The organism is Streptomyces sp. NPDC004539 (genome assembly GCF_040610055.1).
Taxonomy (GTDB): Bacteria; Actinomycetota; Actinomycetes; order Streptomycetales; family Streptomycetaceae; genus Streptomyces.
Genome location: NZ_JBEXLS010000006.1, coordinates 215,233 through 231,249 on the forward strand (window position 1 = coordinate 215,233; position 16,017 = coordinate 231,249).

General features: G+C 74.1%; 17 protein-coding genes. 4 read left to right on the forward strand and 13 right to left on the reverse strand.

Annotation, left to right across the window (positions count from 1 at the left end; genetic code table 11):
* Positions 1-2 precede the first annotated feature (2 nt).
* Positions 3-731 (forward strand): hypothetical protein, encoded by a 729-nt coding sequence (locus ABZX85_RS15155; protein ID WP_355867274.1) that lies wholly within the window; start codon positions 3-5, stop codon positions 729-731.
* Between the two features lie 64 nt (positions 732-795).
* Positions 796-1,629, forward strand: coding sequence for a hypothetical protein (locus tag ABZX85_RS15160; protein WP_355867277.1), 834 nt, complete (start codon positions 796-798; stop codon positions 1,627-1,629).
* Positions 1,630-1,634: 5 nt separating this feature from the next.
* On the opposite strand, the gene ABZX85_RS15165 is transcribed toward ABZX85_RS15160, so the two are convergent.
* Complete coding sequence (locus ABZX85_RS15165) at positions 1,635-2,813, reverse strand: family 1 glycosylhydrolase (RefSeq protein WP_355867280.1); 1,179 nt, start codon at positions 2,811-2,813, stop codon at positions 1,635-1,637.
* Positions 2,814-2,917: 104 nt separating this feature from the next.
* Here ABZX85_RS15165 and ABZX85_RS15170 point away from each other — a divergent pair, with 104 nt between their 5' ends.
* Positions 2,918-3,526: a helix-turn-helix domain-containing protein gene (locus tag ABZX85_RS15170; protein WP_355867283.1), complete on the forward strand. Its 609-nt coding sequence runs from the start codon at positions 2,918-2,920 to the stop codon at positions 3,524-3,526.
* On the opposite strand, the gene ABZX85_RS15175 is transcribed toward ABZX85_RS15170, so the two are convergent.
* A complete protein-coding gene (locus ABZX85_RS15175) occupies positions 3,501-4,337 on the reverse strand; it encodes a winged helix-turn-helix transcriptional regulator (protein ID WP_355867286.1) in 837 nt (278 codons plus the stop codon). The genes ABZX85_RS15170 and ABZX85_RS15175 overlap by 26 nt on opposite strands.
* A gap of 102 nt (positions 4,338-4,439) precedes the next feature.
* On the opposite strand from ABZX85_RS15175, the gene eno reads away from it, so the two are divergent.
* On the forward strand, positions 4,440-5,723 hold the full coding sequence (gene eno, locus ABZX85_RS15180; protein WP_355867289.1) for a phosphopyruvate hydratase: 1,284 nt from the start codon (positions 4,440-4,442) through the stop codon (positions 5,721-5,723).
* A gap of 9 nt (positions 5,724-5,732) precedes the next feature.
* On the opposite strand, the gene ABZX85_RS15185 is transcribed toward eno, so the two are convergent.
* From ABZX85_RS15185 to ABZX85_RS15235, 11 genes are all read right to left on the reverse strand, one after another.
* Positions 5,733-6,110: a thioesterase family protein gene (locus ABZX85_RS15185; protein WP_355867292.1), complete on the reverse strand. Its 378-nt coding sequence runs from the start codon at positions 6,108-6,110 to the stop codon at positions 5,733-5,735.
* A 1-nt stretch (position 6,111) separates the two neighbouring features.
* On the reverse strand, positions 6,112-8,196 hold the full coding sequence (locus ABZX85_RS15190) for an anthranilate synthase component I (RefSeq protein WP_355867295.1): 2,085 nt from the start codon (positions 8,194-8,196) through the stop codon (positions 6,112-6,114).
* 16 nt (positions 8,197-8,212) lie between these two features.
* Positions 8,213-8,959 carry a 3-oxoacyl-ACP reductase FabG gene (gene fabG / locus ABZX85_RS15195; protein WP_355867298.1) on the reverse strand — a complete coding sequence of 249 codons (747 nt, stop codon included), beginning with the start codon at positions 8,957-8,959 and terminating at the stop codon, positions 8,213-8,215.
* A gap of 62 nt (positions 8,960-9,021) precedes the next feature.
* Positions 9,022-9,816 carry an SDR family oxidoreductase gene (locus tag ABZX85_RS15200; RefSeq protein ID WP_355867301.1) on the reverse strand — a complete coding sequence of 265 codons (795 nt, stop codon included), beginning with the start codon at positions 9,814-9,816 and terminating at the stop codon, positions 9,022-9,024.
* Positions 9,816-10,070: an acyl carrier protein gene (locus ABZX85_RS15205; protein ID WP_355867304.1), complete on the reverse strand. Its 255-nt coding sequence runs from the start codon at positions 10,068-10,070 to the stop codon at positions 9,816-9,818. Before ABZX85_RS15205 ends, ABZX85_RS15200 begins: the two co-directional genes overlap by 1 nt.
* Before the next feature lie 25 nt (positions 10,071-10,095).
* Positions 10,096-11,064, reverse strand: coding sequence for a beta-ketoacyl synthase N-terminal-like domain-containing protein (locus ABZX85_RS15210; RefSeq protein ID WP_355867307.1), 969 nt, complete (start codon positions 11,062-11,064; stop codon positions 10,096-10,098).
* Positions 11,061-12,260 (reverse strand): beta-ketoacyl-[acyl-carrier-protein] synthase family protein, encoded by a 1,200-nt coding sequence (locus tag ABZX85_RS15215; protein WP_355867309.1) that lies wholly within the window; start codon positions 12,258-12,260, stop codon positions 11,061-11,063. Before ABZX85_RS15215 ends, ABZX85_RS15210 begins: the two co-directional genes overlap by 4 nt.
* Positions 12,257-13,114, reverse strand: a complete 858-nt coding sequence (locus ABZX85_RS15220) for a beta-ketoacyl synthase N-terminal-like domain-containing protein (RefSeq protein WP_355867312.1) — start codon at positions 13,112-13,114, stop codon at positions 12,257-12,259. The genes ABZX85_RS15215 and ABZX85_RS15220 overlap by 4 nt, the downstream gene beginning before the upstream one ends.
* Positions 13,111-14,250: a beta-ketoacyl synthase N-terminal-like domain-containing protein gene (locus tag ABZX85_RS15225; protein WP_355867315.1), complete on the reverse strand. Its 1,140-nt coding sequence runs from the start codon at positions 14,248-14,250 to the stop codon at positions 13,111-13,113. The genes ABZX85_RS15220 and ABZX85_RS15225 overlap by 4 nt, the downstream gene beginning before the upstream one ends.
* Positions 14,247-15,758 carry an AMP-binding protein gene (locus ABZX85_RS15230; RefSeq protein WP_355867317.1) on the reverse strand — a complete coding sequence of 504 codons (1,512 nt, stop codon included), beginning with the start codon at positions 15,756-15,758 and terminating at the stop codon, positions 14,247-14,249. The genes ABZX85_RS15225 and ABZX85_RS15230 overlap by 4 nt, the downstream gene beginning before the upstream one ends.
* The gene (locus tag ABZX85_RS15235) at positions 15,755-15,997 is read right to left on the reverse strand and encodes an acyl carrier protein (protein ID WP_355867320.1); all 243 of its coding nucleotides are present in this window, start codon (positions 15,995-15,997) and stop codon (positions 15,755-15,757) included. The genes ABZX85_RS15230 and ABZX85_RS15235 overlap by 4 nt, the downstream gene beginning before the upstream one ends.
* Positions 15,998-16,017 lie beyond the last annotated feature (20 nt).

The following is a 16,017-nucleotide window of genomic DNA, read 5'->3' on the forward strand; positions in this document are numbered from 1 at the left end:
GCATGGAATCTGTTGAGGAAGCCCGTCACTGGCTCGCCGCACGCGGCATAGTCGAGACGGAGGAGGGCTGGACGGACGCCGCCGAGCCGGACAAGCCCCGGACCGCCAACGACGTCGCCCACCGCTGGGCCGGCGAGGTCTTCACGGACGACGCCCTCGACGCCGCCGGCCGCGCCCGGCTCGCCTTCGGGCTCCTCGACCTCCTCGACGACTACTGGGTGACCTGCGAACTCCGCTTCGCCGCCGACACCCTGCCCGACGGCGCCCTCTGGGCCGGCTACCGGCGGCGCCTGGAGGCGGAGCGCGACGCCGAACCCGTCACGTACTCGCTGTGGGTGGACTGGTTCGAGGACGGGGAGACCGCTGAGACGGCCTTCGCGGCGGTCCTCGCCGACGACATCGACCACATCACCGCCACCCCCACCCCCGAACTCCTCCGCCGCGCCGGCCGCGTCCTCTCCAGCTCCGGCCCCGTCCCCTGGGCCCTGAAACACACCGTCTACGACAAGGCGGCCCGCCTCCCCGCCCTCCACCAGCCCCTGTTCGAGGGCCTGTTGGCCGGCTACCACGACGTCTACGGCGACCTCGAACCCGACCCGGCACTCACCCTCCTGACCAGCCTGACCCTCCCGGCAGACACCCCCCACCTGACCGAACTGCGCGACGTCCTCACCGCCGGCCACCGCAGCCACCGCCTGAGCCCCGAGGCATGGAAGGGGACACCGGAGTGAGGTCCGGGAGGGCGGTACGGGCATGCTGATCGCGATGACGGACACGACCGAGCGGAGGAGACACATGGCGCGTCCGAGAGTTCTGTACGTCACCGACCTGGCCTACGAGGCGCGGGGGCGGCGGTACTGCGACGAGGACATCTTCGTGACGTCCCGGCTGCGGGACGGGTTCGACGTCGCCTTGTGCCATCCGCTGGACGCCGCCGCGCTGATGGACGGGTACGACGTGGTGGTCGTCCGTAACAGCGGGCCCGTGCTGCACTACCGGGAGGCGTACGAGGTGTTCCGGGAGCGGGCGGTGGCGGGTGGGGCGCGGGTCTACAACCCGTTGGGCGGGCGGGGGGACATGGCGGGGAAGGGGTATCTGGTGGAGCTGACCGGGGAGGGGTATCCGGTCATTCCCACGGTGGACCGGGCGGCGGATCTGGGGCTGCTGCCGGAGGCCGAGGAGTATGTGGTCAAGCCGAGGGCGGGCGCGGACTCCATAGGGCTGCGGGTCGTGCCGGCCGGGGAACTCGCCGGGGTCGAGTACGGGAACGTCCTCGTGCAGCCGAGGGTCGACTTCCGGTACGAGGTGTCCTTCTACTACATCGACGACACGTTCCAGTACGCCCTGTACGCCCCCGATCCGCGGCGGCGCTGGGCGCTGGAACCGTACGAGGCCACGGACGCGGACCTGGAGTTCGCGCGGCGGTTCATCGACTGGAACACGCTCGACCACGGCATCCAGCGGGTGGACGCGTGCCGGACGCGCGAGGGGGAACTGCTCCTCGTCGAGCTGGAGGACCTCAACCCGTATCTGTCGCTGGACCTCTTCGCCGGGCGGGACGGCTTCGTCGCGAACATGGCGGAGTCACTGCACCGGTTCCTGGCGGACTCCGCCCCCGGGCGGACCTGAGCCCCTCACAGCCGCCCCTTCCGCGCCACCTCCCCGAGCCACGCGAGGCTCGGCTTGGGCCGCCGCTCGAAGGTCTCCCGGTCGACGGCGATGAGCCCGAGCGTCGGCCGCCAGTCGCCCCAGCGGTAGTTGTCGACGGCGCTCCAGTGCAGATATCCGCGTACGTCGACACCGTCGTCGACGGCCTCGAACAGCCCCTCCAGCGCGCCCCGCGTGTAGGCGATACGGCGCTCGTCGTCGGGGGTGGCGATCCCGTTCTCGGTGACGAGGACCGGGACCCCGCCGGTGACCTCCCAGGTGTGGCGGAGGGCCATGCCGAGGGCGTCGGGTCGGTACGCCTTGCCGACCATGGTGTCGTCGGGACGGGGTGTGTGGGGTTCGAGTCCGTCGGGCCCCACCCACTCGCTGGAGTACGCCTGGACGCCCACGAAATCGTCGTCCCGGGACGCCTCCAGGTACAGGTCCTCCCAGACGTACGAGACCTCGCGCAGCTTCTCCTCGCCGCCGGGCCGCGCGGCGAGCGCGCGGTTGGCGATCGTCCAGCCGACGCCCGCACTGGTGCGGTCGCGCAGCACCTCGCGGGCCGCGCGGTGGGCCTCGACGAGCCGGGCGCCGATCTCCGGGTCGGGGGCGGGCAGCCGGGGGCGCGTGGTGTCGGCGCCGGCCAGCCCCTGCGCGGCGAGGTGCTGCCGCTCGACGGTCATCATCATCGCGAGCATGTTGGGCTCGTTGACGGTGGCGACCCAGGGGACGTCGTCCAGGATGCCGGTCACGGCCTCGACGTACCGGGTGAACCGGTCGGTCGCGGAGGGGCCGAGCCAGCCGCCCTCCTCGGCGAACCAGCGCGGGTTGGAGAAGTGGTGCAGTGTGATCACCGGGGTGAGCCCGAGCCGCAGCGCGGTGTCGATCATCCGTCGGTAGTGGGCGAGTTCGGCCCGCGAGAAGTGGCCCGGTACGGGCTCGATCCGCGCCCACTCGACGCCGAAGCGGTAGGCGTTGAGCCCGGCGTCCGCGAGCAGGCGCATGTCCTCCTCGTACCGGTGGTAGCTGTCGGTCGCGTCGCCGCTGCGGTCCAGGCCGGGCACCCGCTGCTCCCGCTCCCACCAGTCGCTGTTGACGTTGTTGCCCTCGGTCTGGTGCGGGGCGCTGGAGGCTCCCCAGAGGAACGGCGTGCGGTCGGACATGGGCGCTCCCGGGCTCCGGTGAAATCTCACCATGGTGGTTAGGGTTCGGCGTGATTAAACTCCCGGCCGGGGCGCGAGGCAAGCGTTCCGACGGAGGGAGCACCATGAGCGAGAACCCCGGCGCCCGGCAGCGAGGGCCGTACGCCACCACCCCGGCCCGCCGGACGCAGATCGTCCGCGCCGCCCTCGCGAGCTTCGCCGAGCACGGCTTCGAGCGGGCCTCGCTGCGCGACATCGCCGCCCGCGCGGGCGTCACCCACGCCGCCCTCCTGCACCACTTCTCCGGCAAGGAGGAACTCCTCGTCGCCGCCCTGGCCCAGCGCGACGCCTACGACGAGGAGCAGGCCGACCGCAGCCTGGCCTCCGGCACGGACGGCGCCGCCGTCCTCGGGGAACTGCACGCCGAGGAGTTCGCCGACCCCGAGCAGCTACGCCACTGGCTCGCCCTGTCCGTCGCCGCGACCAACCCCGCCCACCCGGCGCACGAGTACTTCACGCGGCGCGGCGAACAGCTCCGGCGGCGGCTGGGCACCGGCGCCCTGCGCGCCGTCCACGGCGGACCGGAACTCTCCCTCGACGAGAAGGCCGCCCTGGTCCTCGCGATGCTGGACGGCCTCCGCCTCCAGGCCCTCCTGGACCCGTCGCTCGATCCGCTGCGCCTGCTGAAGGTCTTCATGGAGACGGTCATCACCCCGCCGGCCGGGGCAGGCTGAGCGCCAGCCGCAGGCTCTCCGCGACCGCGTGCGGCAGGTCGGTGACCGGGAACAGCGTGTGGCGTACGGTCCGTTCGGCGTCGGCGACCAGGATGAGCCGTTTGTGCCGGAGCCGACCCGCGCCCCGGAACGTCGGCAGGCGCAGGGCCGCGGCGATTCCGTGGCCGGCGTCGGACAGGAGCGGGTAGGGGAGCTCCTCGGTGCGGGCGAACTCGGCCTGCTCCTGGGGGAGTTGGGTGCTGATGCCGTACAGGCCCACGCCCGCCCGGTGGAACTCCGGCCAGGCGTCACGGAAGAGCCGGTGCTCCAGGGTGCAGCCCGCCGCGCCCGGGATCGCCGGGTCGCCCCAGTCGGTGCCGGTGCCGGGGTAGGTGAACAGGACGGTCGCCGCGGCGTCCGGTGGGACCAGGCCGTCGGGCAGGCGGGTGCCGGGCAGGGCGTGCACGCGGGTGTGCTCGGCGCCGTCCGCCTCGGCCGTCGCGGTGAGCGTGCCGTCGCCGAGGACCCAGCGGTCGCCCCAGTCCTGCATCGCGACGAGGAGGGGGAGCAGGGCCGTGCCGGCGTCGGTGAGGAGGTACTCGTAGCGCACCGGGCGGCGCTGGTAGAGGCTGCGGCGCAGGACGCCCTGCGCGACGAGCCGGCCCAGCCGCTCCGTGAGGACCTTGCGGGACAGGCCGAGTTCGGCGGCGAGCGCGTCGAAACGGACGTGCCCGCGGGCGACCTCGCGCAGCACCAGTACGTTCCACCAGTCGCCCAGGACGAGTGCGGCCTGCGCGATCCCGCAGGTCTCGTCGGCGTTGTGCATCCTCATGCCCCCATAGTAAGTTCCCTTTCGGGACTCACTTTGTTTCCAGTCGGAACTTACCGCCCGTCCGGCCGGCCGCCGCCCGGGCCCAGCGTGAGGAGACGCGCCATGACCGCGATCAGCAGGGTCGTCGCACGGGAGATCATCGACAGCCGGGGCAACCCCACCGTCGAGGTCGACGTCGAACTGAAGGACGGCTCCCTCGGCCGCGCCGCCGTCCCCTCCGGGGCCTCCACCGGCGCCCGGGAGGCCGTGGAACTGCGCGACGGCGACCCCGCGCGCTTCCACGGCAAGGGGGTACGGCGGGCCGTCGACGCCGTGAACGAGAGCATCGCGGACGCCGTCGTCGGCCTCGACGCCGAGGACCAGGCGGCCGTCGACCACACCATGATCGAACTGGACGGCACGCCCGCCAAGTCACGCCTCGGCGCCAACGCCCTGCTCGGCGTCTCCCTCGCCACCGCCAAGGCCGCCGCCGCGGCCCACCGCCTGCCGCTGTACCGCTACGTCGGCGGCGTCGACGCGCGCCTCCTGCCCGTCCCGATGATGAACATCGTCAACGGCGGCGCCCACGCCGACAACCCGCTCGACTTCCAGGAGTTCATGATCGCCCCCATCGGCGCGAGCGGCTTCGCCGAGGCCGTCCGCATGGGCTCCGAGGTCTTCCACACCCTGCGCGACAGCCTCCGCGCCGCCGGACACAGCGTCAACGTCGGCGACGAGGGAGGCTTCGCCCCCGACCTGCGCACCGCCGACGAGGCCCTCGACTTCGTCGTCCGCGCCATCGAGCGGGCCGGCTACAAGCCCGGCACCGACATCACCCTCGTCATGGACCCCGCCGCCTCCGAGTTCCACCGGGACGGCATGTACGTCTACGCCGGGGAAGGCGTCCGCCGCACCCCCGCCGAACACGCCGACCACCTCGCCGACCTGGTCGACCGCTACCCCGTCGCCTCCATCGAGGACCCCATGGGCGAGCACGACCACGAAGGCTGGCAGGCCCTCACCGCCCGCCTCGGCGACCGCTGCCAGCTCACCGGCGACGACGTCTTCTGCACCGACGAGACCCTCCTGCGCGCCGGCATCCGCGACGGCATCGCCAACTCGATCCTCGTCAAGGTCAACCAGATCGGCACCCTCACCGAGACCCTCGCCACCGTCTCCACCGCCCACCGCGCCGGCTACACCGTCGTCATGTCCCACCGCTCCGGCGAGACCGAGGACACCACCATCGCCGACCTCGCCGTCGCCACCACCTGCGGCCAGATCAAAACCGGCTCCCTCTCCCGCGCCGACCGCACCGCCAAGTACAACCAGCTCATCCGCATCGAGGAGGAACTGGGCAGCCGGGCGCGGTACGCGGGGGCGGAGGCACTGGGGCTGCGCCGCTGACCCGGCGTCTCAGCCGGCCCCGAGCCCCTTCCTGAGGCTCTCCGGCCAAGCCGCCGGACGGCCGTCCGGGCCGACGTGGACCACCGTGTGGCGGCCGGTGACGCAGGTCAGGCCGTCGCTGGTGATCGTCCAGGCGAAGGTGACGGAGGAGGTGCCGAGGTGGGTGGTGGTGAGGTGGACCTCGAAGGACTGGCCGAAGCGGAGGGGGTGGTGGTAGGTGGCCTCGGTCGCGCGGCGGGGGTAGGAGCCGGTGTCGTCGGGGGACGCGCCCAGGCGGCGGAGCCAGGCGTGCTCGGCCGACTCGGCCCAGCGGAACACCGCCGACCAGTGGATACGGCCCCCGGCGTCGGTGTCGGACCAGGCGACCCGCATGGGTTCGACGTGCATGTCAGCGCTCCCGGCACAGGTCGAGGACGCGCGCGATGATGCGGTGCCCGGTGCGGCCGGAGGCGGTCAGGATGGACTCCGGGTGGAACTGGAGCGCCCAGCGGGCCAGCGCCGGATTCTCGATCGCCATCGTCACCCCGTCGGCGGTCGCCGCCGTCACCGTGAAGCCGCGCACCTCGTCCGGCGGCGCGTACAGGGAGTGGTAGCGGCCGGCGGTGAACTCGGCGCCGAACCCGTCGAGCAGGTCGCCGCCGAGGACGCGGACGGCGCCCGGCTTCCCGTGCTGCGGTTCGGGGAGCAACGCCAGGGTGCCGCCCGCGTGTTCCACCATCGCCTGGAGGCCCAGGCAGACGCCGAACACCGGGAGGGCCCGGCGGTAGACCTCGTCCAGGAGGCGCGCGCAGTCGAAGTCGGACGGGACTCCCGGGCCCGGGGACAGGACGACCAGGTCGGGGGCGTACTCGTCGAGCAGGGCCGGCGGGAAGCCGTACCGGAGCGTGGTCACCTCGGCGCCCTCCTGGCGGAAGTAGTCGCCCAGCGTGTGGACGAACGAGTCCTGGTGGTCGACCAGGAGGACCCGGCGGCCGGGGGAGGGCGCTCGCGCGGCGGGGGCCGCCGTACGGGCGGGGCGGGGTACGGCCGACTCCGCCAGCGTCTCCAGGAGCGCGCGGGCCTTCACGTGGGTCTCCCGCTCCTCGGCCTCCGGGACGGAGTCGTACAGCAGGGTCGCGCCCGTGCGGACGGCGGCGACGCCCCCGGTGATGTGCGCGGTGCGCAGGGTCAGGCCCGTGTTCATCGACCCGTCGAAGCCGAGCCGCCCGACCGCGCCCCCGTACCAGCGCCGGGGCGTGTCCTCGTGGTCCTCGATGAACTGCATCGCCCACGTCTTCGGCGCCCCCGTCACGGTCACCGCCCACATGTGGGTGAGGAACGCGTCCAGCGCGTCGAACCCCGGGCGCAGCCGCCCCTCGATGTGGTCGACGGTGTGGATGAGCCGGCTGTACATCTCGATCTGCCGCCGCCCGATGACCCGAACCGAACCCGGCACGCACACCCGCGCCTTGTCGTTGCGGTCCACGTCCGTGCACATCGTCAGCTCGGACTCCTCCTTCGCCGACCCCAGCAGCTTGGCGATGTTCGCCGCGTCCTCCAGCGGACCCTCACCCCGCTCGATGGTCCCGGCGATCGGACACGTCTCCACCCGGTCCCCGGTCACCCGGACGAACATCTCCGGCGACGCCCCCACCAGGTACTCGCCCGCCCCCAGGTTGAACAGGAACTCGTACGGCGCGGGGTTGCGGCGGCGCAGCAGCCGGTGGAAGGCCGCCGGGGACGCGCACCGGGCGTGGAAGACGTGGCTCGGCACCACCTCGAACAACTCCCCCCGCGCGAACCGCTCCCGCGCCCGCTCGACGAGCTTCGCGTACACGCCGGGCTGAGGATCGGACGGTCGAACCGGGAATGTTCTGTCTGGGCCCGCCTCTTCCGTCCCCCGCCCCAACCCCACCGTCGACCCCCCACCCACCTCGAACTCGTACGAGAACCGCCGCGCCTCCTCCCGCCTCCGGTCCACCACCCAGATCTCGTCCGGCAGATGCAGCACCAGATCCCGCTGCCCGCACCCCCGCTCCAACCGCCTGCGCACCGGCTCGAACTGGAACGCCAGGTCGTACCCGAACGCCCCGTACAGCCCGAGATGCGGATCGTCCGTCCGGAACGCGGCGACCACCTCCCGGAGCGCGCTGAACACGGTGGGCCGCCGGGTCCGCTCCTCCTCGGGCGCGAACCCCGACGGCTCCGGGACGACGACGCCGTCCGCCCCCGCCGCCCGCCCGGCCCGCCGCATCGCCGCGAGGACCACGGGCAGCAGCACCCGCCCGCGCGCGTTGAGGGCCCGCGCCGTCAGCCGCCGTCCCACCGCGACGATCTCGACGGGCGGATCGACGTACGCGATGGCCCACCGGCTGTAACGCCCGGGGTACTCCGTCCCGGAGCTGAGCACGCCGCCGCGCCGCACGTCGACCAGCCCGGCGACCCGCTCCAGCTCGGCCGGCTCGAACGGCGTCGCCGTCCGGGTGATACGCATCGTCGCCCTCCCGGCGTCAGAGCGGGAAACCCCCGTCGATCCCCAGCACCTGGCCCGTGATGTAGGAGGACCGGCCGGAGAGGAGGTACGACACCAGGTCGGCGACCTCGTCCGCGGTCCCGGGCCGGCGCAGCGGAATCCGCCGGATCTGCTCCTTGCGCTGCTCCTCGGTGAGCCCGTCGGTCATGTCGGTCGTGATCATCCCGGGCGCGACGCAGTTGGCCCGCACACCGAACCGGCCCAGCTCCTTCGCGATCGACTTCGTGAACCCGATGATCCCGGCCTTCGACGCCGCGTAGTTGGCCTGGCCGACATTGCCGTGCACACCCGTGACCGACGAGACGGTGACGATGGCCCCGCTGTCGTGCCGCATGAGCGAGCGGGCCGCCGCCCGGCAGATGTGATAGGTCCCGTCCAGGTTCGTCCGCAGCACGGTGTCCCAGTCGCCGTCGCTCATCCGGGCCAGCGGCCCGTCCCGGACGACGCCGGCGTTGGCGACCACCGCGCCCAGCGGCCCGAGGACCGCCTCCGCCTCCGCGACCAGCTCCTCGGCCTGCCCCGGGACGGACACGTCGGTCTTGCGGGCCAGCACCCGCGCCCCGGCGCGGCGGGCCTCGGCGGCGACCTCCTCGGCCCGCTCCGGGCTGGACAGATAGCAGAACGCCACGTCGAAACCGTCGGCGGCGAGCCGCAGCACGGCCGCCCGCCCGATCCCGCGCGAACCCCCGGTCACGACCGCGACGGGCCGCTCCCCGCCCGTCACCGGGCGCACTCCTCGATGTACGGCACGGTGCCGCTCTCCTTTCCGCCGACCCGTCGTGAGGGTCAGACGACGAGCGCCTCTCCGCCGTCGACCCCGATGACGTTCCCGGTGAGCCACGGCGAGTCGGTGCAGGACAGGGTGACGATCGCGTCCGCGACGTCTTCGGGGCGGGTCAGCCGGCCGCCGGGGTTGATCGCCTCGCAGTGCGCGACGAGCCGCTCGTTGCCGGGGATCTTCCGCAGCGCCGGAGTGACCGTGGTGCCGGCCCGGATCGCGTTCACGGCGACACCCCGGGGCGCGAGCTCCACCGCGAGATGCCGGACGTGGGACTCCAGCACCGCCTTCGCCGCCGACACGGGCGCGTACCCGGACAGCACCCGGGTGCCGCCGGCGCTGGTCATGGCGTAGATCTTCGCCCCGCGCGCCAGCAGCCCCGCCCGCAGCAGGTCCTGCGTCCAGTGCACGAGGCTGTGCCCCATGACCTCGACGGTCATCGTGAGCTGCGCCGGGGTGACCCCTTCGCCGGTTTCGGAGGACAGCAGCGAGGTCAGCGTGCCGTACGCGACGGAGTGCAGCACGATCCGCGGCCCGGTGCCGGACGTCAACTCGGCGATGACGGGGACGAGTTCGGCGCGGGCGCTCTTCGCGGCGACGTTGCGGTTGAAGAAGTGCGCCTCCACACCGAGCCCGGTCAGCTCCTTCGCGAACCGCTCCGCCTGCTCCCGGCCCTCGGCCAGGTCGAAGTGGACGCCGATCACGTTGCAGCCGGCCTCGGCCAGGGCGCGCGCGGTCTCCTTGCCCATACCGCTGGAGACACCGAGGACCAGCGCCCAGGCTCCCTTGAGGGGGACGAACATCACCGCCCTCCCGTGTCGACCTTGGCGGTGACGATGCGGTGGATGGTGGCGAGCGAGGTGAGGGAGGTGATCTCCTCCTCGTCGATCTTGATGCGGTACCTCTTCTCCAGTTGGACGGCGACCTCCATCGCGGTGAGGGAGTCCACGGAGAGGTCGTTCTTGAGGTCGGCGTCGTCGCTCACCTCGTCCGGCGAGAGTTCGAGCTCCTCGGCTATCAGCGCGCGCAGGTCTTCCAGGTCGACGGTGTCGGACACGTGCGGTTCTCCCTTCGGGACGGGTTCACGGACGGGTGCGGGGTACGACGGTCAGCTCGGCGAACGCCAGCGTGCCCAGCGCGGAGACGGCCAGGACGCCGCGCCGGGCGGGGGCGGGGTGCTCCTGCGCGAACAGGCCCAGCACCCGGCGCAGCGGGGTGAGGCAGCCGGCCTGCGCGGAGGACGGCACGACGACCACGTCGACGCCGTACGCGTCCGTCAGCCGGTCCAGGTGGCGGGCGGCGGCCGTGCCGGGCGGGGAGTCGTCCAGGACGGCGTCGATGCGGGGCGGCGGGTCGGTGCCGAGCAGCTCCGTGAGCACGGCGCCGGCGTCCGTCCCGGCGCGGGCCGGGTCCAGGAACGCGGCGCGCACCCCGCAGGTGCCGTAGCGGGCCTCGCCGGAGGTGACCGGCTCGCAGTGCAGGACGACCGCGCCCGCCTCCGTGGCCGGGCCGGTCGCCTGGGCGGGCGACAGGGCCTCCTCGACCGCGCCCACCAGCACCGCCCGCGCCCGGCCCGCCGCCATCGCGCGGGCCGCGATCCGCAGCGCCTCCAGACCGGCGGTGACGGGGGAGTTGACGGTCAGATTGAAGCCCGTGACGTCGTGCTCCGTGGACAGCCGCCCGGCGTACGAGCTCATCGCGATGAACGGACTCGCGGACGGCGACATCTCGTCGGCCCGGTCCTCGATGATCAGCCGGTCGAGCTCGTCGAGCAGCGAGGCACCGGTGTTGTTGATGCCCACCACCGCCGCCCGCCGGTTCCGCTCGACCTTCGCGAACCGCTCCCCGGCGTCACCGACCGCCAGCCGGGACGCGGCCAGCAGGTACTTGCACGCGTCGGGCAGCCGCCGGTACCCCCGCCCCGGCAGCGCGACGTCCGCCCGGAACCACCCGGCACGCGCCTCCCCGGCCGCACCGAGCGCGTCCCCGGGCCCCGAGACCCCCGGCGCGACGATCCCCAGCCCCGCGACGGCCACCTCCGTGACGCTCACCGGACCCCCTCCCCGTCGACCGCCTTCACGACGAGAGACGTGTTGTTGCCGCCGAACGCGTACGTGTTGACGAGGACCGCCGGCCCGCCCAGCGGCACGGCCTCCTCCTGCGGGAGCCACACCGCGCACTCCGGGTCCTGGTCGACCGGCGTGTTCGCCGGGACCCGCCGGTGACGCAGCATCAGCGTCGCCGTCAGACACGCGAACGCGCCCGCCGCACCCGTCGTGTGACCGATCATCGCCTTCAGCGAGAACAGCGGCAGCTCACGCACCCGCTCCCCGAACATCCGGCGCAGCGCCTGGCTCTCCACCACGTCGTTGAGCGGTGTCCCCGTGCCGTGCGGGATGACACAGCCCACGTCCGAGCCGCTCAGCCCGGCGTCGGCCAGCGCCTCGGTCATCGCCCGCACGATCTGCTCGCCCGACGGATCGGGGGCCGTCGGATGGTAGGCGTCGCAGCTCCAGGCGGTCCCCGCCAGCTCCGCGTACGCCGTCGCGCCCCGCTCCCTGGCGTGGGACGCCGATTCGAGGACGACCATGGCGGACCCGTCACCGAACATGGTCCCCGCGCGGTCGCGGTCGAACGGGCGGCAGCGCACCGGATCGGCGGCCCCGAGCCGGTTGAAGGCGGCGAGCCCGGCCCGCGTGATCCCTTCGGCGCCCCCGGCCAGGACGGTCGTCGCCTCACCCGCGCGGATCATGTCCGAGGCAATGGTGAGGGCGTAGCCGCTGGCCGAGCAGGCGTTGCCGACGCTGGTCAGCGCCGCCCGCGAGCCGATCCGCGCGCCCACGACGGCGACCGCGGGCGTCTGCGTCGTCCACACCGGGTCCCCGGCACTGCGCCGGATCTCCTGCATGTCCGCGTTGCCCAGCTCCACCCCCAGCACCACGGGCAGCGCGGCGCGCGCCTCCCCGTCCAGCCCGGCGTCGACGAGGGCCTGTTCGGCGGCGGCGACCGCGAGCCGCGGGCTGCTGCCCAGCTCGACGCCCGCGTACCGGGCCGGCTCGGCGGGTATCCGCGCCCGGTCGACGAGGTACATCCTCTTCGTCCGCATGTTCAGATGCGGCAGCGGCACCTCGGACGGTGTCCCGCCGCCCGCGAGCAGGCCGTCCCAGTGCGCGTCGACCCCGGTGCCCAGGCAGGAGATCGCGCCCAGTCCGGTGATCACGACCCGTCGGCCGTCGTCCGTCGTCATGAGTCCCCCCTCCGAGGAGCCGTCAGCACCAGCGCCGAGACCGACGTCCCGTCGCACTCCCCGCTCCCGGCGCCCGCGACCGCGAGCACCGCCCCGGTCCCGTCCGCCAGCAGCTCCACGGCCAGCGCGCACTGCACGACCCCGAGCGCGCCCGAGCAGCGCCCGAACCGCACGCTCGGCCCGTCCGCGACCCGCCGCCGCACCGCCGTGCCGTCCGCCGCCCGGACGGCCGACCGCTCGTCCGGCCCCTTGCCGAACCCGGCCAGCCGCGCCCGGACCCGCGCACCCCGCTCCTCGGCCCGCCGCACGGGCTCCACGACCAGCCCCACGGCCCCGTCGATCCACCGGGTGCCCGCGGACTCGGTGTGCAGCCGGGCCACCGCCGGGGTGTCCGGCTCCACGCCGATCACCAGCGCCACCGTGGCCCGGCCCGCCGCGATCAGGTTCCGGGCGGCGGCCACCGCGTCCAGGCCGCTCGAAGCGCCGTTGCACAGCGTCAGGTTGGGGCCGCGGACGCCGTGTTCGAGCGCCACCCAGGACGCGGCGACGGCGCTCGACAGATGCGTCACCCGGATCGGGCTCAGCTCCCGGCTGTCCCCGGCGGCGATCGTCGCGACGGAGTCGCACACCGGCTCCAGGTTCCCGAAGTTGCTGGAGACGACCACCGCCGCCCCGTCCAGCTCGGGCGCCCCCAGCAGCCCCGCGTCCGCCAGGGCCCGGCGCGCGACGCGCACCGCGAACCGCGACGCCCGGTCCTTGTGCCGCATACCGCGCCCGGCCAGCTCCGCCGCCGGGTCGAAGCCGGGCCCGGCGACCGCCCAGCCCACTCCGGTGATCGCGGCCGGTTCCCTCACCGCCCGCCCCCTTCCACGATCGCCACGGCGTTGATGCCGCCCATGCCGACGGCGTGCACCTGCGCGGTGCGCGGCGCCCCGGCGGCCGGCCCGCCGGACACCACCCGCAGCTCGCGCACCTCCTCGATCGGATCGGTGAGCCCGCCGACCGGCGGCACCCGCCCCGTGCGCATCGACTCCAGGGCCACGACGAGGTTCAGCAGCCCGGCACCCCCGGAGATGTGGCCCGTCCCGCCCTTCACCCCGGTGACGAGCGGACCCGGGTCGGCCGCCTTGAACACCTCCCGCAGCGCGACCGCCTCCGCGAGGTCGCTCTGCGGGGTGCCACTGCCGTGGACGACCACCAGACCGACGTCCTCGGGGTGAAGGGCCGCCCGCTCGTGGGCCTCCTCGATCGCCCGCACGATGCCCACGGCGTCCGGCGCCGTCGGATGCGACGCGTCACAGTTCATGCCCACTCCCCGGACCCGGCCGTGGACCCGGCCCGCGTGGCTGCCGGCCCGGCGCAGCACGACCGCCACCGCGCCCTCGCCGATGACCATGCCGCGCCGGGACCGGTCGAACGTCAGGATCGCGTCCGGCGACGGATGCTGGATGCGGTCGAAGCCGCCGTAGGAGCTCTCCGGGATCGAGTCGGTGCCCGCGACCACGACCGTGTCCGCGTCCCCGGCGGCGATCAGGTCGGTGGCCATGCCCAGCCCGTACAGGGAGGCCGCGCAGGCGCTGGCGACGGTCTGGACGTCGTACAGGCCGAGGGCGGTGTGCAGCGCGGAGGTGAAGTGGAGGTCGGCGGGGGCGAGGGGGCCGCCGTCGCGGTCCCAGAGTTCGGCGGTGCGCATCTCGCGGTGCGTCGTCCCGACCAGGACCGGCGTCCCCGGGTCCGGCTCGGGCAGCCCGGCGTCGGCGAGGGCCTCGCGGACCACGCGGACCAGCCAGCGGGTCGCCCGGAGGGGCTCGTCGGTGCCGGGGTCCGCGCGGTCGTCGATCTCGAAGGCCGCCCGCGCCCGGTACTTCGACGCGTCGAACGCCGCCGGCGGCGCGAGTCCCGAGCGCCCGGCGCACAGGGCGCCGTGGACGGCGGGCACGCTGTCGCCGAGCGCGCACACCACGCTCATCCCGGTGATGTCCCAGCTCATGCCCCGCCTCCCGGTGCCCCGAGCCCGTCGCGCAGCCGGAACCGGGCGAGCTTCCCGTTGGCGGTGACCGGCAGCGCGTCGATGACCTCGACCCGGGAGGGCCGCTTGTACGGCGCGAGCCCGGCCCGCAGCGCCGCCCGCACCGCCCTGCGCGCCGCGTCGGGGGCGGACCCGTCGCGTGGGACGACGTACACCACGGCCTGTTCGAGGCCGCCCGCGTCCCTGCCGCCCACGACCGCGCAGTCCGCGACCTCCGCGAGGTCCCGCACGACGTGCTCGATCTCGGCCGGCGCGATCTTGTAGCCGCCGAGCAGCAGCATGTCGTCGGCCCGCTCGATGTGCCGCAGCCCGCCGCCCGCCGCGCGGACCACGATGTCCCCGGTGTAGACGCCGCCGTCGGCGAACGTGCGGGCGGTGTCCTCGGGTCGGTCGAGGTAGCCGAGCCCGGCGGAGTCCGTGGCGAGGTGCAGCCGCCCCGGAATCCCGTCGCCGACCGGCTCCCCGGCGTCGTCGCGGACCGTCGCCGTCACCCCCGGGACGGGCAGCCCGATCGAGCCGGGACCGGCCGCCCGGCCGCGCCCCACCTCGGCCGCGAGGACCGTGTGCAGGACCTCCGTCGCCCCGAACCCGTTGAGCAGCGGCACCCCGAACGCCTCGGTGATCCGCGCGGCCAGCCGGTCCGGGAGCCGCTCCCCGGTGGCCACGGCCAGCCGCAGCGAACCCGTCTCCACCGCCTTGCCGTGCTCGACCAGCGTGAGCAGCCCCGCGTACAGCCGCGGCACGGACAGCAGGACCGTCGGCCGGTGCTCGCCCAGCGCCGCCGCCACCCCGTACGGGTCCGCCGGGCCGTCCAGCAGGACCGAGGCGGCGCCCACCGCGTACGGGTGCAGCAGCGAGTTCCCGAAGCCGTACCCGAAGGACAGCTTCGCCGTGGACAGCACGACGTCGCCGGGGGTCAGCGCCAGCAGGCTGCCCATGCCGAGCAGGACCGCGCGGACCGCCCGCGCGCAGTGCCGGACGCCCCGGGGTCTGCCGGTGCTGCCGGAGGTGTACTGGACGAGGAGTTCGTCGGTGTCGCCGAAGTCGGCGGGCTCGTGCGGGAGGAACTCCGGCCGGGGCGGGCCCAGTCCGGTGAGCGGCGGCGGGTCGAGCCGCGCCAGTTCGGCCCGTAGCGCGCTCTCCTGTTCGGGGGCGCCGGTCAGCTCGACGAACTCCGCCGCGCAGTCCCGCACGACGAAGGCGATCTCCGCCGGCCGCAGCATCGGGTGCAGGACCACGGGCACACAGCCGTGCCACCACAGGCCGAGGATCGCGGCGACCGCCGAGAGACGGTCGTCGGAGACGACGACGGCACGGCAGCCCGGCCGCACCCCGGCCGCCCGCAGCCGCCCCGCGTAGCCCCGCGCCGCCTCCCGCATCCAGGCGTAGGTGACCGCGCCCGCGTGCCGGTCGACGCCGCAGCGCCGGCCGCCGTCGTGGGCGAGGAGGAACAGCCGGACCGGGTTCACGTGACCCGGTGCTGCCGGTCGTGGAGCAGCCGGACCACGTCGCCGACGCTGTCCATCGCGGCGGCGTCCGCCGGGTCGAACTCCGTGCCGCAGGCCCGCTCCAGGGCCACGACGAACTCCGCCTTGTGGAGGGAGTCCATGTCGAGGTCGACGTAGAACGACTTGTCGATCCCGACGTCGGCGACGTCGATGTCCAGGACGCCCGCCACCATCTCCTGCACGTCCCGCTCCGTCAGCACGGCATCCCCTTCTCCTTCGC

Bases quoted from the DNA above. Each gene is read 5' to 3' on its own strand.
- ABZX85_RS15155 (WP_355867274.1), top strand. From the start codon at position 3: ATGGAATCTGTTGAGGAAGCCCGTCACTGGCTCGCCGCACGCGGCATA.
- ABZX85_RS15160 (WP_355867277.1), top strand. From the start codon at position 796: ATGGCGCGTCCGAGAGTTCTGTACGTCACCGACCTGGCCTACGAGGCG.
- ABZX85_RS15165 (WP_355867280.1), bottom strand. From the start codon at position 2,813: ATGTCCGACCGCACGCCGTTCCTCTGGGGAGCCTCCAGCGCCCCGCAC.
- ABZX85_RS15170 (WP_355867283.1), top strand. From the start codon at position 2,918: ATGAGCGAGAACCCCGGCGCCCGGCAGCGAGGGCCGTACGCCACCACC.
- ABZX85_RS15175 (WP_355867286.1), bottom strand. From the start codon at position 4,337: ATGAGGATGCACAACGCCGACGAGACCTGCGGGATCGCGCAGGCCGCA.
- eno (WP_355867289.1), top strand. From the start codon at position 4,440: ATGACCGCGATCAGCAGGGTCGTCGCACGGGAGATCATCGACAGCCGG.
- ABZX85_RS15185 (WP_355867292.1), bottom strand. From the start codon at position 6,110: ATGCACGTCGAACCCATGCGGGTCGCCTGGTCCGACACCGACGCCGGG.
- ABZX85_RS15190 (WP_355867295.1), bottom strand. From the start codon at position 8,196: ATGCGTATCACCCGGACGGCGACGCCGTTCGAGCCGGCCGAGCTGGAG.
- ABZX85_RS15200 (WP_355867301.1), bottom strand. From the start codon at position 9,816: ATGTTCGTCCCCCTCAAGGGAGCCTGGGCGCTGGTCCTCGGTGTCTCC.
- ABZX85_RS15215 (WP_355867309.1), bottom strand. From the start codon at position 12,260: ATGACGACGGACGACGGCCGACGGGTCGTGATCACCGGACTGGGCGCG.
- ABZX85_RS15225 (WP_355867315.1), bottom strand. From the start codon at position 14,250: ATGAGCTGGGACATCACCGGGATGAGCGTGGTGTGCGCGCTCGGCGAC.